20 protein-coding genes are annotated in these 23,954 nt (G+C 70.6%); 13 read left to right on the forward strand and 7 right to left on the reverse strand.

The window, feature by feature from the left end; genetic code table 11:
* Positions 1-118: 118 nt before the first annotated feature.
* Both BLT25_RS22770 and BLT25_RS22775 read right to left on the reverse strand, forming a co-directional pair.
* The gene (locus BLT25_RS22770) at positions 119-877 is read right to left on the reverse strand and encodes an alpha/beta hydrolase family protein (protein WP_091050947.1); all 759 of its coding nucleotides are present in this window, start codon (positions 875-877) and stop codon (positions 119-121) included.
* 43 nt (positions 878-920) lie between these two features.
* Positions 921-2,303, reverse strand: a complete 1,383-nt coding sequence (locus tag BLT25_RS22775; protein WP_091051408.1) for an NAD-dependent succinate-semialdehyde dehydrogenase — start codon at positions 2,301-2,303, stop codon at positions 921-923.
* 134 nt (positions 2,304-2,437) lie between these two features.
* On the opposite strand from BLT25_RS22775, the gene BLT25_RS22780 reads away from it, so the two are divergent.
* Positions 2,438-3,286, forward strand: coding sequence for an acyl-CoA thioesterase domain-containing protein (locus BLT25_RS22780; protein WP_091050948.1), 849 nt, complete (start codon positions 2,438-2,440; stop codon positions 3,284-3,286).
* Between the two features lie 55 nt (positions 3,287-3,341).
* Here the strand turns inward: BLT25_RS22780 and BLT25_RS22785 are convergent, their stop codons facing one another.
* Entirely contained in the window at positions 3,342-5,552 is a 2,211-nt protein-coding gene (locus BLT25_RS22785) for an Eco57I restriction-modification methylase domain-containing protein (protein WP_176884194.1), read from the reverse strand.
* A 114-nt stretch (positions 5,553-5,666) separates the two neighbouring features.
* On the opposite strand from BLT25_RS22785, the gene BLT25_RS22790 reads away from it, so the two are divergent.
* Entirely contained in the window at positions 5,667-6,782 is a 1,116-nt protein-coding gene (locus BLT25_RS22790; protein ID WP_256328743.1) for an MGDG synthase family glycosyltransferase, read from the forward strand.
* Here BLT25_RS22790 and BLT25_RS22795 read toward each other — a convergent pair.
* The 3 genes from BLT25_RS22795 to BLT25_RS22805 form a co-directional block, all read right to left on the reverse strand.
* Positions 6,779-7,687 (reverse strand): amidohydrolase family protein, encoded by a 909-nt coding sequence (locus tag BLT25_RS22795; protein ID WP_218131453.1) that lies wholly within the window; start codon positions 7,685-7,687, stop codon positions 6,779-6,781. The two genes, BLT25_RS22790 and BLT25_RS22795, sit on opposite strands and share 4 nt — an antisense overlap.
* Positions 7,688-7,701: 14 nt before the next feature.
* Entirely contained in the window at positions 7,702-8,544 is an 843-nt protein-coding gene (locus BLT25_RS22800) for an RNase H family protein (RefSeq protein ID WP_091050955.1), read from the reverse strand.
* Positions 8,545-8,784: 240 nt separating this feature from the next.
* Positions 8,785-10,635 (reverse strand): AMP-dependent synthetase/ligase, encoded by a 1,851-nt coding sequence (locus BLT25_RS22805; RefSeq protein WP_091050957.1) that lies wholly within the window; start codon positions 10,633-10,635, stop codon positions 8,785-8,787.
* 184 nt (positions 10,636-10,819) lie between these two features.
* Here BLT25_RS22805 and BLT25_RS22810 point away from each other — a divergent pair, with 184 nt between their 5' ends.
* The 10 genes from BLT25_RS22810 to BLT25_RS22855 all read left to right on the forward strand — a co-directional run bounded on the left by BLT25_RS22810 (position 10,820) and on the right by BLT25_RS22855 (position 22,232).
* The gene (locus BLT25_RS22810) at positions 10,820-11,995 is read left to right on the forward strand and encodes a 4-hydroxybenzoate 3-monooxygenase (RefSeq protein ID WP_091050959.1); all 1,176 of its coding nucleotides are present in this window, start codon (positions 10,820-10,822) and stop codon (positions 11,993-11,995) included.
* A complete protein-coding gene (locus tag BLT25_RS22815; protein WP_091050962.1) occupies positions 11,996-13,174 on the forward strand; it encodes an MFS transporter in 1,179 nt (392 codons plus the stop codon). It begins immediately after the preceding gene.
* 96 nt (positions 13,175-13,270) lie between these two features.
* Positions 13,271-13,936, forward strand: a complete 666-nt coding sequence (locus BLT25_RS22820; RefSeq protein ID WP_091050964.1) for a DUF2470 domain-containing protein — start codon at positions 13,271-13,273, stop codon at positions 13,934-13,936.
* A gap of 85 nt (positions 13,937-14,021) precedes the next feature.
* Positions 14,022-15,062 carry an AurF N-oxygenase family protein gene (locus BLT25_RS22825; RefSeq protein ID WP_091050965.1) on the forward strand — a complete coding sequence of 347 codons (1,041 nt, stop codon included), beginning with the start codon at positions 14,022-14,024 and terminating at the stop codon, positions 15,060-15,062.
* 43 nt (positions 15,063-15,105) lie between these two features.
* Positions 15,106-16,563, forward strand: coding sequence for an NADP-dependent phosphogluconate dehydrogenase (gene gndA, locus BLT25_RS22830; RefSeq protein ID WP_091050968.1), 1,458 nt, complete (start codon positions 15,106-15,108; stop codon positions 16,561-16,563).
* A gap of 66 nt (positions 16,564-16,629) precedes the next feature.
* Positions 16,630-17,385 (forward strand): class I SAM-dependent methyltransferase, encoded by a 756-nt coding sequence (locus BLT25_RS22835; RefSeq protein WP_091050970.1) that lies wholly within the window; start codon positions 16,630-16,632, stop codon positions 17,383-17,385.
* Positions 17,386-17,467: 82 nt separating this feature from the next.
* The gene (locus BLT25_RS22840) at positions 17,468-17,911 is read left to right on the forward strand and encodes a MarR family winged helix-turn-helix transcriptional regulator (protein WP_091051413.1); all 444 of its coding nucleotides are present in this window, start codon (positions 17,468-17,470) and stop codon (positions 17,909-17,911) included.
* Between the two features lie 100 nt (positions 17,912-18,011).
* Positions 18,012-20,381 (forward strand): MFS transporter, encoded by a 2,370-nt coding sequence (locus tag BLT25_RS22845; protein ID WP_091050972.1) that lies wholly within the window; start codon positions 18,012-18,014, stop codon positions 20,379-20,381.
* Positions 20,382-20,387: 6 nt separating this feature from the next.
* Positions 20,388-21,206 carry a YceI family protein gene (locus BLT25_RS22850; RefSeq protein WP_091050974.1) on the forward strand — a complete coding sequence of 273 codons (819 nt, stop codon included), beginning with the start codon at positions 20,388-20,390 and terminating at the stop codon, positions 21,204-21,206.
* 135 nt (positions 21,207-21,341) lie between these two features.
* On the forward strand, positions 21,342-22,232 hold the full coding sequence (locus tag BLT25_RS22855; RefSeq protein ID WP_091050976.1) for a LysR family transcriptional regulator: 891 nt from the start codon (positions 21,342-21,344) through the stop codon (positions 22,230-22,232).
* Here BLT25_RS22855 and BLT25_RS22860 read toward each other — a convergent pair.
* Positions 22,229-23,173 carry an AraC family transcriptional regulator gene (locus BLT25_RS22860; RefSeq protein WP_091050978.1) on the reverse strand — a complete coding sequence of 315 codons (945 nt, stop codon included), beginning with the start codon at positions 23,171-23,173 and terminating at the stop codon, positions 22,229-22,231. The genes BLT25_RS22855 and BLT25_RS22860 overlap by 4 nt on opposite strands.
* 200 nt (positions 23,174-23,373) lie before the next feature.
* Between BLT25_RS22860 and BLT25_RS22865 the strand changes: the two genes are divergently transcribed.
* On the forward strand, positions 23,374-23,949 hold the full coding sequence (locus BLT25_RS22865) for a flavin reductase family protein (RefSeq protein ID WP_091050980.1): 576 nt from the start codon (positions 23,374-23,376) through the stop codon (positions 23,947-23,949).
* Positions 23,950-23,954 lie beyond the last annotated feature (5 nt).

Genomic DNA, 23,954 nt, shown 5'->3' on the forward strand with positions numbered 1-23,954 from the left:
GAGTGTAACCCCACCCACACCGGTTAGCGGAAGTCTCGTTCCGCGTTTTCTGTCAATTGATCAAACACTGGTGTCGGACGGGCCTCCGAGGAGCCCTGGAACTGGCGTTCCCTGCGACTCAGTCGATCAGGTACTGATCCGCCCAGGCCGAGATGATCCGGGCGGCGCGCTGGGCCTGACCCCGCTTCGTGAGGAGGTGGTCGGAGCCCTCCAGCGACACGAAGGACCGCGGGTGGCGGGCGGTGTTGAAGATGTCGGAGGCGTTCTCGATGCCGACCGTGGTGTCGGTGGGGCTGTGCATGACCAGGAGCGGCTTCTTGAGCTGCATGATCTTCTGGCGCAGGTCGGCGCGGCGTACGTCATCGACGAACGCCTTGCGCAGGGTCAGCGACTTGCCGCCGGCCATCCACGGGGACTCGCCGTCCTCCAGCACCCGGGAGAGCACCGCGTCGTAGTTGTGCTCGACGTGGGCCGGCTGGAACGGCGCACCGACGGTCGCCACGGCGTCGACCCCGACCGCGTCATGGGCCGCGGCCAGGACCGCCGCGCCGCCGAAGGAGTGGCCGACGAGCAGCTCGGCCGTGGTGCCACGCTCGGCCATGAATCGGGTGGCCTCGACGGTGTCGGCGACCTTGTGGGTGAACGAGCCGTCGCCCCAGTCGCCCTCGGAGTCACCGAGACCGAGGTTGTCGAAGCGCAGCATCCCGATGCCCTCGGCGGCGAGCTGCTTGCAGATCCGCGCGGCCGCCGGCGATTCCTTCCCGAGGGTGAAGCCGTGGCTGAAGACACCCCAGCCACGGACCTCCCCCTCGGGCAGGTCGATCAGACCGGCCAGCATGGGTCCGGACGTACTCTTGAAGGTCACCTTCTCAGCCACGCCCAGGATTCTCTCAGAATCCGGCGCGACTGCTCTGGTCTGCTCAGCGCTCGACGTAGAACAGACGCTTGTTGAGGAACTCGTCGATCCCGAGCGGGCCGAGCTCGCGGCCGAAGCCGGAGCGCTTGGTGCCGCCGAAGGGGACGTCGGCGCCCTCGCCGGCCGGCGTGTTGACGTTGGCCATACCAACCTCGAGCTGCTGGGCGACGGCGATCGCGCGCGCCTCGTCGGTCGAGAAGACCGCGCCGCCGAGGCCGTACTCCACCGCGTTGGCCAGATCGACGGCCTCCTCGTCGGTGCTCACCTTGTAGACGACCGCGACCGGGCCGAAGAGCTCCTCGGTGTAGGCGCGCATCTGCGGGGTGACACCGGTGAGGACTGCGGGGGCGAAGAAGGCGTCGGGGCCGTCGGAGATCTCGCCACCGGCGTGGAGCGTGGCGCCCTTGTCGACGGCGTCCTGGATCTGCGCGCGGAGCGCCTCGGCCGCCTTGCGGGCCACCAGCGGGGAGTAGACGGTGTCGTCGCCGTCCTCGCCCTCGAGCGGCTTCATCGCGGAGGCACGCTTGGTGAGGGCCGCTACGAAGTCGTCGTAGACGCCCTCGTTCACGATCATCCGCTTGTTGCCGTTGCAGACCTGGCCGACGTTCTCCATCCGGGTCGCCCAAGCGGTCTCGGCGGCCTCGTCGATGTCGTCGGAGTCGAGGATGATGTAGGGGTCGGAGCCGCCGAGCTCGAGGACGACCTTCTTCAGGTTGCGGCCGGCGGCCTCGGCGACCGCCGTGCCGGCACGCTCGGAGCCGGTCAGCGAGACCGCTCGGACCCGCGGGTCGCCGATCATCGTGGCGATCTGCTCGTGGGTGGCGTAGAGGTTCTGGTAGACGCCCTCGGGAAGCCCTGCGTCCTCGAAGATCTTCGCGATCGCTACCGAGGAGCGCGGGCAGTTCTCAGCGTGCTTGAGGATGACGGTGTTGCCGGCGACCAGGTTGGGCGCGGCGAAGCGGGCGACCTGGTAGTAGGGGTAGTTCCACGGCATGACACCGAGCACCGGGCCGAGCGGGAGACGCTGGATGACCGCCTTGCCCTCGTGGCCGGGCAGGTCGGTCTCCGCGAGCAGCTCGGGGCCGTGGTCGGCGTAGTAGGCGGTGATCTCACCGGAGAACTCGGCCTCGCCGGCCCCCGAGGAGGCCTTCTTGCCCATCTCGGTGCGGATGATCGAGCCGAGCTCCGCGGCCCGCTCGGTGAAGAGGTCCGCGGCGCGCTTCACGATCGCGGAACGCTCCTCGATCGGGGTCGAGCGCCAGGCTGCGTACGCCTTCTTGGACCGCTCCAGCGCCTCCTCCACCTCGGCGTCGGTGGCGAACGGGAAGGTCTCGATCACCTCGCCCGTTGCGGGGTCGGTCACCTGGTAGGGAGGCGTGGTGCTCATCGTCATCCTCTTCGATCGTGGCTGCTTGTGGTGCGATGGTACGTGGTTTCAGGGCGCTTTTGATGACGGAACCGTTACTCTTTACCGGTTTTCGCAACTGAATCCGAAGTTAGGACACGTTCTATTATGTCCCTATGGAACTCGCATTCTTCCGGCGCACCGATGACGGTTTCGAGCCTACGCCGATGGCTCGCAGCATGTGGGCCGAGGACCACATGCACGGAGTGGCCGCCAGCGGCCTGATCGCCCGCGGCCTCGAGGACCAGATCGAGGAGCTCGGACGTGCCTCGGAACTGGTGCCCTCGCGTTATCACGTGGACCTGTTCCGACCGCCGCGGATGGTGCCGACAACGATCCGCACCAGGGTCGTACGCAACGGCCCGCGCATCGCGCTGCTCGACGCCGAGATGGTCCAGTCGTCCGAGGACGGCTCGGAGCGGGTCGTGGCGCGGGCGACCTGCACCTACCTGCTCGCCGGCGACAACCCGGCCGGGGAGGTCTGGTCGGCGACCGAGCGAGCCACTCCCCCGCCGCTCGAGGTCGCGCCGCCGACCTCCGAGCCGCACGTACCGTTCTTCGTCTCCGACAACGCCTGGTCCGACGACTTCGGCAAGCACCAGAACGCCGGGCGCCACGTCACCTGGCAGGTTGCCGTACCGACCGTCGCCGGCGAGCCGATGACCCCCTTCCAGACCGTTGCCTCCATCGCCGACGCGACCTCGATGGTCACCAACTGGGGCAGCAACGGCGTCGAGTGGATCAACACCGACATCTCACTCGCCCTCGCCCGGCGACCGGCAGGGATGGAGGTCGGCCTCGCCACCATCGACCACGTCGCCCACGAGGGCATCTCCGTCGGCACCGCCGAGGTCTTCGACCGCGAGGGCACCATCGGCACCGCCACCGTCACCGCGCTGGCCAACGCCAAGCGCACCGTCGACTTCACCGCTCCCGTCGAGGGTGGCCCCGCCACCCCCGTCTAACCCTGCCGAGGCGTCACCCCGGTCGGCCGAGGCGTCACCCGCGTCGGCCGAGGCGTCACCGTGGTGACGTCTCGGCCGACGTAAGTGACGTCTCGGCCGACGCTTGTGCCTTCTCGGCGAGGGCGAGGTTGTGGGCGACGAGGGCCGCCATGAGGGCGCGCTGGCGGGTCGGGGTGAGACCGAAGCCGGAGGCGGTCAGGTCGGGGGTGGCCAGGGACTCGTCGATGCCGTGGAGGCGGGCGGTGGCGTGGTTGACGTCGGCGATGGCCTGGCGGAGGTCGGTGGTCGCGGGGTCGCGGGTGTCGGGGTCGCCGACGAGATTGAGTACGCCGGTGATGCCGATCCGGCGTTCGTCGCCGACCCGGTCCAGGGCGGCCAGGAGCGCGACGCCGGCCGGGCGGAGCGGTCCGAGGTCGGCGGGGAAGGGGTAGGTCGCACGCAGGCGCGAGGGGTTGTACCGGTAGGCGGTGTTGAGCATGGTGCCACCGGCACGTACCGCCCACACGCGGTGAAGGTCGGAGGCCAGGAACGCGTACGCCGCCGCATCCTGCGTCGGGTAGACGACCAGCCCGTTGGAGAAGACGTGATCGGCTCCGACCAGGACGGGCCACAGGTGCTTGCTGTGCTTGCTGAAGGCGATGACGTGGGACAGTCCGGCGGCGTCGCGATAGAGCTCCTCGACGGGGCTGAGGAAGCCCCACCAGCGCTCCTTGAGCTGCGGGTACTTCACGAACTGGCGGCGGCGCTCGGCTCGCACCTTGGAGCGCACCAGCCGCGCGAGCGCGCGGTCCTCGGCGAGCTCCTCGAGGCCCAGCTTGCCGACGTCGAGCACGAAGCGCGAGGCGGTCGAGCCGCACGGCGTCACCAGGTCCTCGCCGCTGAGATAGGGCCGCACGGTGTGTGCGAGCGGACCGCGTCCGAGAGCCTCCGCCTCGGACGGCGTCAGGACGAGCGAGCGACCGAGTACGATCGTGCCCTGATAGCCGTGAGGTAGCGGTACGTCGAGCTCCAACCGCGCCGGCTCCGGAAGCGAGAAGCCGTCCTCGAGCGTCCCGGTGATCGCCGGTACCGAGCGCCCGTCGAGCCACGCGCTGTCGAGCGGACGCGTGGTGAGCCAGATCTTCGCGAAGCGCACCCCGGCGGTCGGCCACGGGGCCGACCGCTCCGCCCGGGCGACCTGCCAGCCGCGGTCCAGGAGCGCGCCGAGGCCGTAGCGCGCGGTGTCTCCCTCGCTGATCGAGTCGGTCGTGATCAGCCCGATCTCGCCGCGGCTGAGAGCAGCGGCCCGGAGCAGGAAGTAGATGACGTAGTCGGCCCGCCTCGTGGTGCCGGCGGCGAGCGTGTGCGCGAGGTAGTCGCGCAGCTCCTGGCCGATCGCGTCGCGCACCCGCTTCACGCCGAGGTAGGGCGGGTTGCCGACCACCGCGTCGAAGCCACCGCGCGCCATCACCTCGGGCGCGGCCAGCGCCCAGTGGATCGGCCGGACGGCGGGAACGGGCAGGCGCCGGCTTCGACCCAGCGCCGCATAGGCCTCCTCGAGCCGTCTCCCCGGTCGACCGCCCAACGGCAGCGCGACCGCGACCATGGCATCTGCGTACGCCTTCGGGTCACCGACCCCCGCAGGCAGCTCGTCGGTGTCGACGAGCCCGACCAGCGAGTTGCCGCACAGGATCCGGTCGTCGAGGAAGGTCAGCGGGAGTGAGGGGTCCTCGCAGAGCAGCCAGAGGGAGAGCTTGGCGATGTCGACCGCGATCGGGTCGATGTCGGCACCGTAGAGGCAGCGAGTGACGATCTCAGCCACAGGTCGCTCGCACGACGACGCCAGATATCGGGCGGAGGCGAGGAGGAAGACGCCGGTCCCGGCGGCGATGTCGACCACGGCCGCGTCGGCGGAGGCGACCGGTGCCAGGGCGTGGGCGACGACCTCGTCGGCGAGCTCGGGCGGGGTGTAGTGGGCGCCGTTGTCGCGCCGCGAGGCGACCTCGAGCAACGCCTCGTAGACGTAACCGATCTCCTCCAGAACCAGATCATCGACTGCGGCCCCATCCAGGAACAGATAGTTCGACAGCAGATGATCCGGCTTCGGACCGTCCGAGCACGACAGCAGCCCCGCGGCGTCCAGCGCAGCATCGGTGAGCTCCATCCCCCGTGCCCGAGCGAACCCCGCCAGGACGCTGCGCATCACCGCAGCCACCGCCGAGGGGCCACCACCCAGCTCGGCGACCGCCGACCGCGCTCGAGTGCGCAGTGCCCGGGGCGTGATCACAGGATGAACCATAGAACGCCGGCAGGTTCGGGGAGACGAACCGATGATGAAGAGTGGCGCACCGGGGTGCCCACGTTCACCACGACGTCACACCGTGCGTACAGAATCCGGCGCATGTCCATCGACTCGGAGCGGCTCGGGCCCCTCCTTCACATCCGGCCCGGCGCGGCACCCCGCGTGGCCATCGTCTCCGCGAGCTACGGCGCGGGCCACAACTCGGCCTCCCGGGAGATCTCACGAGCGCTCGGGGAGGCCGGATGCGACGTCGAGATCTTCGACTTCGTCGACCTGATGCCCTGGCGGCTCGGGCACGGGCTGAAGGTCGGCTACAAGATGCAACTCCAGGTCAGCCCCGACTCCTGGGGTGCCACGATGAGTCTGGTCATGCCGGGACGCCGGCTCCACAATCCGTTCAACCAGTTCCTTCGGCTCTCCACGCGCAACCTCACCGAGGCCATGCGCGGCGTCGATCTGGTCATCTCCACCCACCCGTTCTGCTCCCAGGTCATCGGTCACCTGCGCACCAGCGGACAGCTCACCGTGCCCGCGGTCACCTACCTGACCGACGCCGCGGTCCCGGCGCTGTGGATCAACCCCGGCATGGACCTCAACCTCGCCATCCACGAGGTCGCCGCACGCGAGGCGCGCATGCTCGGCGGCAACGCGGCCGTGGTCCAACCGCTGGTCCCGCCGGGGGCGGCGTACGTCCCGGGGCAGGTCTTCCCCGACCCCCTCGCGGACCTCGACCTGAAGGGCCCGCGGGCGCTGGTCACCGGCGGCTCGCTGGGCGCCGGCGCGCTCGAGCAGACCGCCCTCGACATCCTCGAGCACAGCGACATGACCCCGGTGGTCCTCTGCGCGACCGACCCCTGTCTCAAGCGCCGCCTGGAGCGGATCCCCGGTGTCGTCGCACTCGGCTGGCGCACCGATGTACGCGCGCTGATGGCGACCAGCGACTGCGTCGTCCAGAACGCCGGCGGCTTCACCTCGCTCGAGGCCCTGGCCTCGGGTACGCCGGTGATCACCTACCGCTCGATCTCCGGCCACGGCGCCGCCAACTCGGCCAACCTGGACCGCGCCGGGCTGATCCCGTGGGCCCGCGACGAGCTCGAGCTCGCCAAGCACCTGGTCGTCGCCGCCGAGTCGCCGCGGTTCAACCGGCTCGCGCTCGGCGTCCCCGACATCGTCCAGATCCTCACCGACAGCTACGACGAGACCGCCGTCGCCTAGTCCGAGGGCAACCCGAAGAGCCGCGCGGCGTTCTCGCGGAGCACCCCGCGCGCCCATTCGTCTCCGAGCCCGAGCCCCAAGACCCCGTCGACCGCCTCGAGATAGGGATAGGGGATGTTGGGGAAGTCGCTCCCGAACAGCACGCGCTCGCCCAACGCCTTCAGCCGCGGCAGCTCGTCGGTCGGGAACGGCGTCGTCGCCTCGGTGAACGCGGTGAAGGCCATGGTCGTGTCCAGGTGCACGCCGTCGTACTTCTCCGCCAGGTCGAGGAACCGCGAGTAGTCCGGCAGCCCCATGTGAGCGACGATCAGCACCAGGTCCGGATAGCGTCCGAGCAACGCCTCCATGCCGGTCGGTCCGGTGAACCGACCCGGAGCGGGCCCGTGCCCGGAGTGGATCACCAGCGGCGTACGCGACTGCGAGAGCACCTCCCAGACCGGGTCGAGCAGCGGCGAGTTGGGGTCGTAGTCGCCGACCTGCACGTGCGCCTTGAAGATCCGCGCGCCCGCCTCGACTGCCTCGCGCACGTAGTCACCGGCCCCCGCCTCCGGGTAGAACGTCGCCGACTGCAGGCAGTCCGGCTTGTCCGCCGCGAACTCCGCACCCCACTGGTTCAGCCACGCCGCCATGCCGGGCTTGTGCGGATAGGTGAGCGCCGAGAAGTGACGTACGCCGAGATCCCGCAGCACCCGGAGCCGCTCCTCCTCGGAGTGCCGATAGGCGATCGGCCACGGCCGCCCGGTCAACGGCCCGGCCGAGTCGAAGTAGGCCCACACCTTGTCGAGCATCCGCTCGGGCAGGAAGTGCGTGTGCACGTCGAAGATGCCGTCCAGGCTCAGCGCGTCGAGCCGCGCGCGGAGCTGCGCGGGCTCGTCGGGGGCGATGGCGACCGCAGGAGGAATCACGCAGCCGAACCTACCTACCCGGCGAACGTCTCCGCGATCGCCCGTGCCCTCCCGGGCACCTCGTCGGCGGTCAGCCCCCACGTCCCCTCGGCGAAGCGCCGGGCGAGCTTGGCGAGCGAGTCGGCGCCCTCGTTGAGCGCCTCACCGACGTGGCCGCGCACCCACTCGAAGGAGAGCCGATCGGACTCGCGGCACAGGTCGTCGTGCATCCGGGTCAGGCCGGCGAGCTCCGCGCGGTGCTCGGTCTCATAGCCCTTCGGCATCGACAGCTCACCTCGGAGCCAGTCCTCGATCATCGCGAGCGCGACCCGGGAGTCGGTCCGGATGGTCAGCGTGCGGCGGGGCAGCGCCCGCACCGCCTCGGCGATCGCCTGCAGCTCGGCCAGGACCACCAGCGACTGCGGGTCGCGGATCCGGGCGTTCGGGACCTGCCGGCCGAAGCCGTGCTGGCCGTCGCCGGCGAGCCAACCCCAGCCGATGAATCCGCGATGCGCCGACCCGTCGGTCGCCACCACCAGCGGCGGCAGCGGGCCGGCCCGATGGATCGCCAGTGCCTCCACCGCCTCCGCACGGATGCCGGCGTCCGATTCGGCGAACGGCACCACGGTGACCCCGGGATAGGCGTCCGCGATCTCGTCGGTCAGCATCCAGAACCGCGAGTTGGACGGCAGCGCGACCACGACCTGCACCGGCGCGAGCGACTCCAGCGAGTCGTACGCCGCTCCGACCGCCGCGATGATCGCGTCCTCGATCCCGCGGGCACCCAGCGATCCCGCCGCGTGCAGCCCCGGACCGACGACAACCCAGTCCCACTTCTCGGCGTCACTGCGCTCCTTGACGACGATGAAGCAACGCATTGCTGACCTCCTGACCCGCCCGAACAAGTCGCTCACGACGTTACCGGGCGGCCCCTGAGAAAGAGACCGCGGCGTCAGGATCCGGACGCCAGCGACCGGACGGTCAGACGAGACCGAGCTCCCGGGCGCGCACGCCACACAGCGCGGCGGCCCCTAGCGTGGCCGGGTTGTGAAGCTGAGGGTGAGCTATGGACCACTCTCAGCTTCACAACCCTGTGGCTCTGCGCCTAGGGCCACCGCTCACTCCTGGGTGTAGAGCCCGTCGATGACGTCGGCGTACTTCTTGCTCACCACGCGCCGCTTGAGCTTCAGGGTCGGGGTGAGCTCCTCGGACTCGGCGGTCCACTCCTCGCCGAGCAGCTCGAAGGCCTTGACCTGCTCGGGACGCGACAGCCGGGCGTTGGCCGCCTCGACGGCCTGGCCCACCGCACCCCGGATGACCGGGTGCTGAGCCAGCTCGGCGAGCGAGCCGGCCTCGACGCCGAGCTTCTGGGCGACCACGGGAGCGATCTCGCCGTCGAGGGTGAGGACGGCCACGACGTACGAGCGACCGTCACCGACCACCATCGCGTGGCCGACCAGCGGGCTCTCCTTGAGGAGGTTCTCGATGTTGGAGGGGGCGATGTTCTTGCCCGCGGAGTTGATGATCATCTCCTTCTTGCGGTCGACCACGGTGAGGAAGCCGTCCTCGTCGAGCGATCCGATGTCGCCGGTGTGCAGCCAGCCCTCGGAGTCGAAGAGCGCAGCGGTCGCATCGGGCCGCCCGACGTAGCCCGGCGTCATGATCGGGCCACGGAACAGGATCTCGCCGTCATCGCCGATGCGCAGCTCGATCCCGGGCTGGGCGCGGCCGACGGTGCCGAGCCGGAAGGCCTCCGGCCCGTTGCCGGTGGCCGCCCCGGTGGTCTCGGTCATGCCGTAGACGTCGTAGATCTTCAGCCCCAGGCCGGCGAAGAACCTCGCCACCTCGATCGGCATCGGTGCGGCCGCGCTGGCCGCCCACTCGACCTTGTCGAGACCGAGCAGTGCGCGCATGATCGAGAGGACCGCCGCGTCGGCCTGTTCGAACTGTGCCTGCAGCTCGGGCGAGGTGGTCTGCCCGAGCTGCTGCGACTCGACGTAGGCCAGCCCGACCGCCATCGCCTTCTCGACACCGGCCTTCTTGGCCTCGTCGGTCTCGGCGGCGAGCAGCGCGGTGACGCCGGTGCGGATCTTCTCCCACACCCGCGGCACCCCGAAGAAGCTGGTCGGGTGCACCTCCTGGAGGGTGCCGAGCAACAGCGCGGGGTCCTGGACCAGGTAGACGTGGCCGCCGTTGAACTGCGGGATGTAGAGGCTGAGCACCCGCTCGGCGATGTGCGCGAACGGCAGGTAGGAGACGAGCACCCCCGGCTCCTCGACGCCGGAGACCGTCAGCGAGCTGGTCGTCTCGAAGACGATGTTGCGGTGGGTGAGCACCACACCCTTCGGCTGACCGGTCGTGCCCGAGGTGTAGAGCATCGTGACCGTGTCGTCGGGGGTCACCGCGGCACTGCGCGCGTCCAGCTCCCCGCCGACCTCGGCCAGCGCGGCCGCGCCCGAGGCCACGAAGTCGTCCCAGGCGACCGCCCGCGGGTCGTCCTCCACGGCGGTGTCGATGGTGACGACGCGTACGATCTCCTCGCGCTTGAGCCCGAGCGCCCAGCGGGCGACGTGGTCGTCGGTCTCGAGCACGACGATCCGCGGGTCGGCGTGCTCGGCGACGTAGCCCACCTGGTCGGGCGCGAGGGTGTTGTAGATGCTGATCGGGACACCCCCGGCGAGCACCGTGGCCATGTCGGCGACGACGTGCTCGATGCGGTTGGCGGCCATGATCGCAACCGACTCCCCCGGCTGGAGACCGGCCGCGATGTAGGCGGCGGCCAGCTCGCGGGCGCGCTGGTGCAGCTCGCCCCAGGTCAGCGTGCGCCATCCCGTGCCGTCAGAGGTGTGCCGGTCGGAGAAGGCCGGCTCGGCGCCGCGGGCTGCGACCACCTCGGCGAGTACGTCGACCATGGTCTGGTCGCCGATCTGGGACTCGAGGGCGGCACGGACGGCGAGGACGTCGGGCATCGGAACGCTCCTTCTGTGGTTTGTGACTCGGGTCACAATCGGGGTGCCTCGACCGTAGGGACGAGTCGGCGCGGGCACAAGAGCCCATCCGCGCTATTCAGGGATCCACCCCCGGCGGTGCCGTTTCCATTCAGCGGAAGAACGCTCTGGCGGTAGCCGCCCGGACAGGAGTTGACTCACCCCCATGGCAGAAGAACGTACGCAGGTTGTGATCGTCGGCGCCGGCCCCGCGGGGATGCTGCTGAGCCATCTCCTCGCCGCCGACGGGGTCGACTCGGTCGTGGTCGAGACCCGGTCGGAGGAGTACGTCGCGGCTCGCATCCGTGCCGGGATCCTGGAGCAGTCGAGCGTCGATCTGCTCACCGAGGTCGGCCTCGGCGACCGGCTGGCCCGCGACGCCGACAAACACCGCGGGATCTACCTGCAGTGGCCCGAGGAGCGCCATCACCTCGACTTCGTCGACCTGGTCGGCCGGGCGGTCTACGTCTACGGCCAGACCGAGGTGCAGAAGGACCTGATCGACGCCCGCAAGGCCGGCGGGCAGGTCGTCCACTACGAGATCAGCGACACCGCACTGCACGACCTCGAGTCCGACCGGCCCTCGGTCACCTTCACCGATGCCGCCGGGCTCCCCCAGCGGATCCGGGCGGACGTCGTCGTCGGCTGCGACGGCTCCTTCGGCCCCAGCCGCGCCGCGATCCCGGCCCGGGAGAGCTGGGACCGCACCTACCCCTACAGCTGGTTCGGCATCCTCGCCGACGTCGCGCCCTCCACAGACGAGCTGATCTACGCCTGGCACCCCGACGGCTTCGCACTGCACTCGATGCGCTCGGAGAGCGTGTCGCGGTTCTACCTCCAGGTGCCCAACGGCACCGACCCGGCGACCTGGTCCGACGACCAGATCTGGGACGCGCTCGCCGCCCGGCTCGGCCACGGCCAGAACGGCTGGACGCTCCAGCCGGGAACGATCACCGACCGCAGCGTCCTCCCGATGCGCTCGCACGTCTCGACGCCGATGCGCCACGGCCGGCTCTTCCTGGCCGGCGACGCCGCCCACATCGTCCCGCCGACCGGCGCCAAGGGGCTCAACCTCGCGGTCGCGGACGTCGCGCTGCTGGCGCCCGCGCTCACCGCGCTGCTCAAGGGTGACCCGCGACTGGCCGACAGCTACTCCGAGACCGCGCTGCGCCGCGTCTGGCGCTGCACCCACTTCTCCTGGTGGATGACGACGATGCTGCACACCGCCGAGGATCCGTTCGACACCCAGCTCCAGCTCTCCCAGCTGCGCTGGGTGACCTCCAGCGAGCACGCCGCCGCCGGTCTCGCGGAGAACTACGCCGGTCTGCCGATCGGATTCTGAGTGGCCCGCGCCACCGGGTTCGGGTACGGCCTGCTCGCGGCGATCCTGCTCGTAGGTCTCAACCTGCGCGGCTCGATCGCCGCGGTCTCGCCGGTGCTTCCCGACATCCGCGCCGACCTGCACATATCGTCGGCGACCGCCGGGCTGCTGACCAGCCTCCCGGTCCTCTGCTTCGCCCTCGGAGCGCCCGGCGCCGCATGGCTGGGCCGCCGGCTGGGGATCTACCGGGCGCTGCTCGTGGGCTGCCTGGTCATCGCCCTGGCCACCGCCGTCCGCCCGTACGCCGGGGTCTGGCTGCTCCTGGCCGCGACCGTGGTCCTCGGGCTGGCGATGACGGTCGGCAACGTCTTGATGCCCGTCGCGGTCAAGCGTGACTTCGGGTCGGCCGCGGGCCGGATCACCGGGGTCTCGACCGCCTCGCTCTCGACCGGCGCGGCGCTCGCGGCCGCGTTGACCGCGCCGCTCGCGGGGTGGCTGGGCTGGCAGGACGCGCTGGCGGTGTGGGCGGTCATGGCCGTGGTCGCGGCCGCCGCACTGGCCGGGCCCGCCGCCCGGGAGCACCGCTCACCGGCATCCGTGGCACCGCGCCGGCACGGAGAGGGCGCGAAGCTGCGTACGAGTCCGGTGGCATGGGCGATCACCGCATTCCTCGGCCTCCAGTCGGTGACCTACTACGCGGTGACCGCGTGGATGCCGACACTGCTGCGCGACATCGCCGATCTGAGCCTGGCCGACGCCGGGGTGGCGATGTCGCTCTTCCAGGTGCTGGGCATCCCCGGCACGCTGCTGGTGCCGGCGCTGATCCACCGGGGGCGCGACCAGCGGGCGCTGGGCGTGGTGATCGGCGCGGGCTGGCTGGTCGTGGTGCTCGGCCTCGTCCTCGCCCCCGGCCTCTGGCTGGTCTGGTGCGTGACCGGCGGGATCGTGCAGGGCATGGGCATCTCCTACGCCTTCACCATCCTGGTGCTGCGCAGCGCCGACGGTCACGTCGCGGCCCGCCTCTCGGCGATGATGCAGCTGCTCGGCTACAGCGTCGGCGCCTCCGGGCCGTTCCTGGTCGGCCTGATCCAGGGCGCCACCGGCTCCTGGATCCTGGCGATGGTCCCGCTCTGGATCGCCGCGGCCGGACTGGTGGTCGCAGCGATGGTGGCAGGACGGGACCACCTGGTCAGGGCGTGACCAGACAGTCCCGAACGGCACCACGATGTGAGCGACGGCTCTTGCTCGATCGATCCGATTCGTGTTTAGGTAAGCCTTACCTAAACAGGAGGTGCCATGGATTCGACCGCCAGCATTGCCCGCAGCATCCTGTCATGCCCCCGTGGCGGCAGCGTGGTGATCGACGGGATCCCCTACTCGATGGAGGAGCTGGAGATGCAGGGCTTCGCCGACGACGGCGGCCGCCCGACCTTCCTGTGCCCACCCGAGCAGCGGATGGCGTACGCCGGGCGCCGGGGCAGCCATGTCGTGCTGGTCCTCCAGGGCGTGCTCGGCAACGGCGAGGCGGTCCGCCTGACCGGGGCCTTGCGGTGGCTGCGTACCGATGCCTGCACGTGCTGCGAGACGGAGTGGGAGGAGGTCGTCATGGACGTCTCCAACGTCATGCTGGTCCGCCGCCGCGGCGAGGCGGTCCCGATCCCTCTCGACGCCTTCACCGACGGCGACCTCGATCTGAACGACGGCGTGCTCCACCGCAACCAGGACCACCTCAACAACCATCACGGCAACGAGCTGCGCGAGGCGGTCGCGACCCGTTCCTACATCCCGGTCGACACCATCCTCGCCGCCCAGATCACCGGGCTCTGCGCCGACGGCTTCGAGTTCCAGTGGGTCGACGAGGGCGGGGCTCACAGCGCGCGGACCACGTTCGACCAGCCGGCCCGGACGCCGGAGGACCTCGTCGCCGGCGTCCGGAAGGCCCTCGCCGCCGAGATCTGCTGAACGGGACACGCGCGCCGAACCTGTTTCCTGGTACACAAATCCCATGTACCTTGATGACGTATCAACGTCGTGCAAGGAGGCTCGGATGGTTGTGCAGACACTTCGCTCGATCGGTGGCTACGTGGGTGCGGTCGCCGGCACCCCCGTCCGGATGATCACGCCGACCAGGCCCCTGCCGCGCCGGGAGTACGACCAGACGCTGCGTACGTTGTCCGAGGCGTCGGTCGAGATGTACTTCAACGCATTCAAGGACGTCGACTGGGACGCGCCCGAGATGGCCGTGCCCGAGGACGACGAGCGCTGGATCCTGCCCACGCTCGACCTGCTCGGCGCCCACCCGTGGTACCAGTCGCTGCCCAGGGCACGGCAGATCGAGGTCGGCCGGCACCGCCTCACCGCGATGGTCAAGACCGGCTCCCAGTTCGAGCAGCTGCTCCTTCTCGGCGGCACCCAGTTCCTGATGGGCGTCGACAACGGCGACCCCGAGTTCCGCTACTTCATGCACGAGCTCACCGAGGAGACCCACCACATCCAGATGTTCCAGGAGTTCACCAACCGGGTCTGCCCCGACGTCGCGGGCGCACCGGGTTGGCTGATGCGCGCCATCCCGCTCGTGGGACACCTCGGCGGCCTCTACCCGGCCCTCTTCTTCGCCATCATCCTGGCCGGCGAGGAGCCGATCGACCACGTGCAGAAGGAGGCCATGCGCGCCGGCGGAACCCACCCGCTCCTGGACCAGATCATGGCCATCCACATCGCCGAGGAGGCCCGCCACATCGGCTTCGCGCACGCCTGGCTCGAGGAGCACGCCCCCTCGCTCAACCCGGTCTCGCGCCTGGCCCTCGGCGTCCTCACCCCGCTCGCGATGCGCCTGGGCTCCGACGCGATCATCATCCCCTCGCGCGCCGACCGCGAGCTCATGGGACTGCCCGACTCGGTCGTCCGCGAGGTCTGGGGCACCGGCGCCGAGGCCGCCGCGTTCCGCCGCCACCTCTTCGCCGACGTCCGGATGCTCTTCGACAACCTCGGGCTGCGTACGCCGCTGACGCGGTGGTCCTGGAAGGTGCTCGGCGTGGATGGACGGCCGGCGCGTTTCCGCGCCGAGCCGCCCAGCGCAGCCGCTTGACGAGCAGAGTTGAATGGCATCACCGACTCAACCGAGGAGCACGATGCCGAACAACGACAATGGCCGCGCGAACATCGGCGTGGTGGGCCTGGCCGTGATGGGGTCTAACCTGGCCCGCAACCTCGCCTCCCGCGAGGGCAACGCGGTGGCGGTCTACAACCGCACCTACGCGCGCACCGACGAGCTCATCACGGAGCATCCCGAGGCCGGCTTCATCGCCTCCGAGACGATCGACGACTTCGTGGCGACGCTGGCCAAGCCGCGTACGGCGATCATCATGGTCCAGGCGGGCAGGGGCACCGACGCGGTGATCGAGCAGCTGGCCGAGCGGTTCGAGCCGGGCGACATCATCGTCGACGGCGGCAACGCCAACTTCAACGACACCATCCGCCGCGAGCGCGAGCTGCGTGAGCGCGGCCTGAACTTCGTCGGCACCGGCATCTCCGGCGGCGAGGAGGGCGCGCTCAACGGCCCCTCGATCATGCCCGGCGGCTCGGCCGAGGCCTGGAAGACGCTCGGCCCGATCCTGAAGAGCATCGCCGCGGTGGCCGAGGGCGAGCCGTGTGTGACCCATGTCGGCACCGACGGCGCCGGCCACTTCGTGAAGATGGTCCACAACGGCATCGAGTACGCCGACATGCAGCTGATCGCGGAGGCCTACGACCTCCTCCGGCGGGTGGGCGGGCTCTCGGTGGAGCAGCTCGTCGACGTCTTCAAGGACTGGAACACCGGCGACCTGGAGTCCTACCTGATCGAGATCTCCGCGGAGGTGCTCGCCCAGAAGGACGCCGAGACCGGACAGCCGCTCGTGGACGTCATCCTCGACGAGGCCGGCTCGAAGGGCACCGGCGTGTGGACGGTGCAGAACGCCCTCGGCCTCGGCATCCCGGTCTCCGGCATCGGCGAGGCCGTCTTCGCCCGGGCGGTCTCCTCCAAGCCGGCCCAGCGCGCCGCTGTGCGGGCCTCGGTGACCGACCGCCCGAAGGCGGCCACGGTCCCCGACACGTTCGTGGAGGACGTACGCGCGGCTCTGTACGCCTCGAAGGTGGTCGCCTACGCACAGGGCTTCGACCTGATCGTGGCCGGGGCGAAGGAGTACGGCTGGGACATCGACCTCGGCGCACTCGCCAAGATCTGGCGAGCCGGCTGCATCATCCGGGCCCGCTTCCTCAACCGGATCGTCGACGCCTACGCCACCGCACCCGACCTGGAGACGCTGCTCGTCGACCCCTACTTCGCCGACGCGGTCGCCTCCGGCGAGGAGGCGTGGCGACGCGTCGTCGGGATCGCGGTGGCCTCCGGCGTACCGGCACCGGGGTTCTCCTCGGCGCTCGCCTACTTCGACTCGCTGGCCGCCGACCGGCTCCCGGCCGCACTCATCCAGGGCCAGCGGGACTTCTTCGGCGCGCACACCTACAAGCGCGTCGACAAGGACGGCACCTTCCACACGCTGTGGTCCGACGACCGCTCGGAGATCCCGACGACGCCCTCGACCCACTAGCCCGACCCAGGGGAGATACCGAACTTGGGGCTGTCGGCGTAGCGAACGGCGAACCTAGCCTGAAGCATGGGATTCGACGTCGCGGCGGAGAGGTATGCCCGTTTCATGGGGCGCTACGCCGAACCCCTCGCACCGCACTTCGCCGACTTCGCCCGGGTCAGCATGGGCCAGCGGGTGCTCGACGTCGGCTGCGGACCAGGCACGCTCACCCGCCACCTCGTGACCCTCACCGAGGCCCACCTGGTGGCCGCGATCGACCCCTCACCGCCGTTCATGGAGTCGGTCGCACGGCAGCTGGCCCGGGTCGATGTGCACACCGGCGTGGCCGAGGCACTCCCCTTCGCCGACAACTGGTTCGACGTCTCGCTGGCCCAGCTGGTCGTGCACTTCATGACCGACCCGGAGGCGGGGATCAGGGAGATGGTCAGGGTGACCCGGCCGGGCGGCACCGTCGCGGCGTGCGTCTGGGACGCCGACACCGGCGCCGTCGCGCCGTTCTGGGCCTGCGTGCACGAGATCGACCCGGAGGCCGAGGACGAGGCCTTACTCGCCGGCACCCGGATGGGTGACCTCGAGCAGATGTTCAGGAAGGTCGGACTCCGCAACGTCGAGCCCAGCGGCCTGGTCATCCGCGTCACCCACCCGACCTTCGAGGAGTGGTGGAACCCCTACACCTTCGGGGTCGGGCCGGCCGGCGACTACGTGAGCTCGCTCGACGACGCCGGTCGTACCGCGCTCGAGGAGGTCGCCCGGCGCCGGCTCGGGAACGGCCCGATCACCGTGACCGCGACCGCATGGGCAGCCCGCGGCACCGTCGCCTGAGCAACACGCCTGCGCCCTGCACGATTTGCATCGGACCCCTATCCTCCATATGGTTGTAAAAGTCAACCAACTTGGAGGGATGATGATCGGGCACGCGACGTACCAGGAGCTGATCCATCAGCTCAGCGAGGTCGGAGCCGTACGGAAGGGCCTCGTCCGCAGGCTTCCGCCCGAGCTGACGGCCGGCTCCGCGGGGGTCCTGACGATGCTGCGCCAGCACGGCGACATGACCATGAGCGAGCTCACCGAGCTGCTCGCCGTCGACATCTCGGTGACCAGCCGGCATGTGGCGTGCGTCGCCGACCAGGGCTGGATCGAGCGCTCCCCCAACCCGACCGACGGGCGCTCCCGCATCCTCTGCCTCACCGACGCCGGGCGCGATCTGCTCGACAGCGCCTCCCAACAGCTCGCCGACCTCATCGCAGACCGGCTCAGCGGCTGGGACGAGCGGGACGTGCACGAGCTCGTCCGGCTCGTCACCAAGCTCCGCGACAGCCTCGGCCACTGCAGCACCTCAAGCAACTAGACCACCAGAAAGGAAGTCCATGGCAACGACGACAGCCGAACGGACTCACGCCGGTCCACCGGGAGGCCCGTCCGAGGGCTCGCCCACCTCGCACGGTGAGATGTCTCACCGCGAGATCATGGAGGCGCTCTCGGGCCTGCTGCTCGGCATGTTCGTGGCGATGATCTCCTCCACGATCGTCTCCAACGCCCTGCCCGAGATCATCGCCGACATCGGCGGCGGGCAGTCGGCCTACACCTGGGTGGTCACCGCCTCCCTGCTCACCATGACGGCCACCACCCCGCTGTGGGGCAAGATGGCCGACCTGTTCAGCAAGAAGCTGCTCATGCAGCTCGCACTGGTCCTCTTCGTAGCGGCCTCGGCCGTCGCCGGCCTGGCCCAGAACCCGGGTGAGCTCATCGCCGCGCGGGCCATCCAGGGCATCGGCATGGGCGGTCTGACCGCTCTCGCCCAGATCATCATGGCGGCGATGATCTCGCCGCGTGAGCGTGGCCGCTACTCGGGCTACCTCGGTGCCGTCTTCGCCGTCGCCACCGTCGGCGGCCCGCTGATCGGCGGCGTCATCACCGACGCCGACTCGCTCGGCTGGCGCTGGTGCTTCTACGTCGGCATCCCGTTCGCGGTCCTCGCCTTCATCGTGCTGCAGAAGACCCTGCACCTTCCGGTCGTCCGCCGGGACAACGTGAAGGTCGACTGGGCCGGTGCGTTCTTCATGGCGGCCGGCGTCTGCCTGCTGCTCGTCTGGGTCACCTTCGCCGGTGACAAGTACGACTGGGCCTCCTGGGAGACCGCGGCCATGGTCGGCGGCTCCGTGCTGCTCCTGCTGATCTTCGTTCTCGTCGAGTCGAAGGCCGCCGAGCCGATCATCCCGCTGCGGCTCTTCGCCAACCGCACGATCACGCTCTCCTCGCTCGCCTCGCTCTTCGTCGGCGTGGCGATGTTCGCCGGCACGATCTTCTTCAGCCAGTACTTCCAGCTGGCCCGCGGCGAGTCGCCGACGATGGCCGGCGTGATGACGATCCCGATGATCGCCGGACTGTTCCTCTCCTCGACCATCTCCGGCCAGATCATCACCCGCACGGGGAGGTGGAAGGCCTGGCTCGTCGTCGGCGCCGTCCTCATCGTCGGCGGGCTCGGGCTGCTCGGCACGATCCGCTACGACACCGAGTACTGGCACGTCGCCGTCTTCATGGCGATCCTCGGCCTCGGCGTCGGCATGACGATGCAGAACCTGGTCCTCTCCACGCAGAACCAGGTCGCGCCCGCCGACCTCGGCGCGGCCAGCTCGATGGTCACCTTCTTCCGCAGCCTCGGTGGCGCGATGGGCGTCTCCGCGCTCGGCGCGCTGATGGCCCACCGGGTCGCCGACTACGTCCAGGACGGCCTGGCCGACCTCGGACCGCGCTACGCCGCGCTGGCCCAGGGCACCTCGGGCGAGATCCCGGACATCGACAAGATCCCCGAGCCGCTGCGGTCGGTGCTGGAGAGTGCGTACGGGCACGGCATCGCCGACATCTTCATGATCGCCGCGGGGGCAGCCGTCATCGCGCTGGTGTTCGTGGTGTTCATCAAGGAGGTCCCGCTGAAGACCAAGGGCGGACTCGCCCAAGCTGCCGCGGAGGCTGCCGAGGTCGACCGCCCCGCAGCGGTCGCCGAGGCCGTCGCCGGGGTGCCCGAGCAGCACGCCGACGCCCCCGCGCCGGTCGCCAACGGGATCGCGCTGCACGGCTTCGTCCGCGGCTCCGGAAGCATCCCGATCCCGCACGCCGCGGTCACGCTGATCTCGCTCGCCGGGCGCCAGCTCGGCCGCTCGGTCGCCCACGCCGACGGCTCCTACGCGGTCGACGCGCCGGGGACGGGGACGTACGTGCTGATCGCCTCGGCCGACGGCTTCCAGCCGCAGGCCTCCACGGTGGTCGTGGGCGGTGAGCCGGTGGCGTACGACCTCCTGCTCAGCGGCACCACGGGCCTCAAGGGCATCGTGCGTGGCGGCGAGGACGGCGCACCGATCCAGGACGCGATGGTGATCGTGACCGACGTACGCGGCGACCTGCTCTCCACCGGCACGACCCTCGCAGACGGCACCTTCTTCATCGACGAACTGGTCCCGGGAACGGCGACGGTGGCGGTGAACGCCGAGGGCTACCGCCCGCGCGCGGTGCCGATCGAGATCGGCGCCACGGGTCTGACCCGGATCGAGGTGGAGATGGTCACCGGCGCTCGCCTGACCGGTGTCGTCAAGGCGGCCTTCGGGCCCCTCGCCGACGCTCGGGTGACGCTCGTCGACGCGGCCGGCAACGTGGCCGGGACCGCGACGACGGGTGCTGACGGGGCGTACGCCTTCGCCGATCTGGACAGCGGTGACTACACGGTCCTGGCGACCAGCTACCCGCCGGCAGCCGGCGCCGTGAGCCTCACCGGTCACGGCGTGGACGGCCACGAGATCGTCCTCACCCACCCCGAGGACTGATCCGCGATGGCACTGACCGCACAGGTCCGCACCCGCGACGGCTGGGCCGTGGCGCACGCGGTCGTCACCCTCACCGACACGGCCGGCGGTCAGGTGCTGCGCGCCGAGGCCGACGAGGACGGTGTCGTCACCGACGACACCGTCCTCGCCCCCGGGCCGTACGTCGCGATCGTCACCGCGATCGGCTGGTCCCCTGCCGCGGCGACCGCGATCGTCACGGCCTCGGGGAAGGCTGCGCTCGGCACCGTCACCCTGACCCGTCAGGGAGACACCTCGCTCCCGACCCCGGGCCCGTGGACGATCGACCCGGCCCACTCCACCGTCGGCGCGGTCGCCCAGCACTTGGGCATCTCCAGCGTGCGCGGCCGGTTCACCGAGTTCTCCGGTCTCGTCGAGATCGCTCCCGACCATCTGGAGAAGTCGCGCGTCGAGGCGGTCATCCGGGCCGCCTCGATCGACACCGGCAACCGGATGCGCGACGACCACCTCCGCAGCGGTGACTTCCTCGATGTCGAGGCGTTCCCCGAGATCGTCTACCGCTCCACCGGCCTCACCCCGGCCGGATCGGACCGCTGGACCGTCCACGGGGAGCTCTCGATGCACGGGCAGACCCGCGCCATCGACCTCGACGTCGCCTACCTCGGCACCGGCCCGGACGCCTGGGGCGGCACCCGGGCGGCCTTCCGCGCCACCGCTCAGCTGCGCCGGGAGGACTTCGCGATGAACTACAACCAGGCCGTCTCCGCCGGCATCGCCGCCATCGGCACCACCCTCAAGGTGGAGCTGGACATCCAGGCCGTCCAGGGCGACTCGCTCCCAACCTGAGCCGAGACGTCAGCTGCGTCGGCCGAGTTGGCACCGGAATGCCATCTCGGCCGACGTACGCGACGTCTCGGCCGACGGGGGTGACGCCTCGGCAGGCTGGTCACCGTCCGACTGAGACTCTGCGAATATGAGTGCATGGAGCTGCGCCATCTTCGCTACTTCGTCGCCGTCGCCGAGGAGCGCCACTTCGGCCGGGCGGCGCAGCGGCTCCACATGGCGCAGCCGCCGCTGTCGCAGCAGATCCGCCAGCTCGAGGCCGAGCTCGGGCTGACCCTGCTCACCCGGACCACGCGACGGGTCGACCTGACCCCGGCCGGTGCTGCGTACCTGGAACGGGCGCGGGAGATCCTCGGTGCCGTGGAGGCAGCCGCCCACGAGGCCGCGAGCATCGCCTCGGGGCGGCGTGGACGGCTGCTGATCGGGTGCGTCGGGTCGGCGACGTACTCGCTGCTCCCGGAGCTCGCCCGCACCCTGCGCACCGAGCTGCCCGAGGTGGAGTTCGGGTTCCGGGGCGAGATGCTCTCGCCGGACCAGGCCGCGGCACTCACCGACGGGACCCTCGACCTCGGCCTGCTCCGGCCCCTGCCCACGGGCAACTCCGGCCTCTCGATCACCCACCTGCGCCAGGAGGACCTGCTGGTGGCGATGCCGAAGGACCACCGGTTCGCCGGCCGTCGCCGCGTACGCATCCCCGACCTCGACGGCGAAGGCCTGGTCATCCACGCCGGGAGCGGCCGCTCGGCGATGAACGCGATGATCCAGGAGCTCTTCGACTCCGCCTGGATCCGCAGCCACATCACCCACGAGGTCGCCGAGACCTCCACCCTGGTCACCTTCGTGGCCGCCGGCCTCGGCGTCGCCATCGTCCCCGAACCCACCGCGGCCCTCGCCGTCCCGGGCGTGGTCTACGTGCCACTCTCGGGAACCCCCGGCGTCGAGCTCGTCGCCGCCACCCGTGCCGGCGACGAGAGCCCCCTGCTCACTCGCGCGCTGGCCATCCTGCGGGGCCTCAGCGTCGCCGCCTAGCGGCAGCGCAGGGTCTGCGAAGGGGCTACGCCGTAGGTCTGGCGGTAGGCGGCGGCGAAGCGGCCGAGGTGGGTGAAACCCCAGCGGTAGGCGACCTCGGCGACCGTGTCGCCGCGGCTGGCGAGGAGGTCGGCGTGGACGCGTTCGAGGCGGATCTCCTGCAGTTTCTGCGTCGGTGTGCGGCCCAGATATCTCTGAAATCCCTGCTGGAGGCGGCGGATGCCGACGTCGGCCTCGCGGGCGAGATCGGAGACGGCCCATTCGCGCGCCGGGTCGGCCTCCATGGCCTCGACGACGCGGGAGACGATGCGGGGCCGGACGGAGCCGACGGCGGGCTCCTCGGGGAAGCAGGCGGCGACGAAGGCGGCGGTCAGCGTGCCGGCCAGCCGGCGACGCACCCGCTCGTCACCGACCAGCGCAGGGTTGCGCATGGCCTCGGTGCCGAGCGAGCCGAGCAGGCCGATCCAGGCGCGGGCGCCGTCGGCGCGCAGGTCGAGCTGGGCGGGCAGCCGGTCGGTGTGCAGGCCGACCAGGGCCGCGACCTCCTCGACCAGGTAGTCACGGTCGACCCGCATCCCGACGATGGAGCAGTCGGCCGACCAGCGGGTCATCTTGGTCGGCCGGTCGGGAGGGCACACCGTTGCCTGCCCGTCGAGCGAGAGCACATGGGCGCCACCGACGTTGGCCTCGAGCACACCGCTGCGCGGGACGTTGACCGCCCAGGCACCGGGGTGGTCCGACTCCACCGACACCTCCGCGCCCCAGCCGATCCGGGTCAGCCGCACCGGCCCGAGGTCGACGGCACGCAGCTCGGCGGGGCGGGCGGGCCGGCCGCGCATGGTCAGGGCATGCGGGAAGTAGGCCCGGGAGACCTCGTCGGAGAAGGTCTCCATGTCGCCGGACGACCCGGACGACGCGGTGAGAGTGCCGGTCACGCTCATCTGCCACCCCCTAGTGACGTCCTTCACAGTAACAGCGCATCCGCCCGTCGCCGAGAGCGTCCGGAAACGATCTGAAACCGGGTGCGCATTCCGGACAACCCCTTCGCCGAGCGGATCGCCGCCCGCACGATCCGGATCTAGCGTCGTCCTCCAACGTGACCGCCGCCACACATCCGCGGCCCCGACGAAGGAGGAGCTCCATGGACCCACGCACCCTGCGGTCGACCTTCGGCCGCTTCGCGACCGGCGTCACCGTGATCACCTGCCGCACCCCCGACGGGGCGCACCACGGTGCCACGGTGACGGCCTTCACGCCGATCTCGCTCGACCCTCCGCTGGTGCAGGTCGCCCTGACGCGTACGTCCAAGGCGGCTGCCTACCTCGAGGGCGCCGCCTTTGCGGTCAACATCCTGGCCACCGACCAGAGCGACGTCGCCATGCACTTCGCCGGCCGCCCCGGCAGCGACCCGCTCCCCTGGCGCGAGGGCGCGACGGCGCCGCGGCTGGGCGGGACGGCCGCGACGCTGGTGTGCCGCCCGTGGCGTGCCGACGACGGCGGGGACCATCTGCTCTTCCTCGGTGAGGTCGTCGAGGTGATCACCACCGACCGCAAGCCGCTGCTCTTCCACGACAGCGCCTTCCACCAGATCGGCAATCCCTCCTCGGAGGTCGTCTGGCTCGGCTGCCAGGACGACCCGAACACCGGCTGGTTCGACGCCACCGCGTCGTTCACCGCCATCGAGGCCCCCGCGATCCCGCGATCCACCCACTACTGACGCCA

The sequence above is a fragment of the Nocardioides sp. YR527 genome (assembly GCF_900101045.1).
GTDB lineage: Bacteria > Actinomycetota > Actinomycetes > Propionibacteriales > Nocardioidaceae > Nocardioides.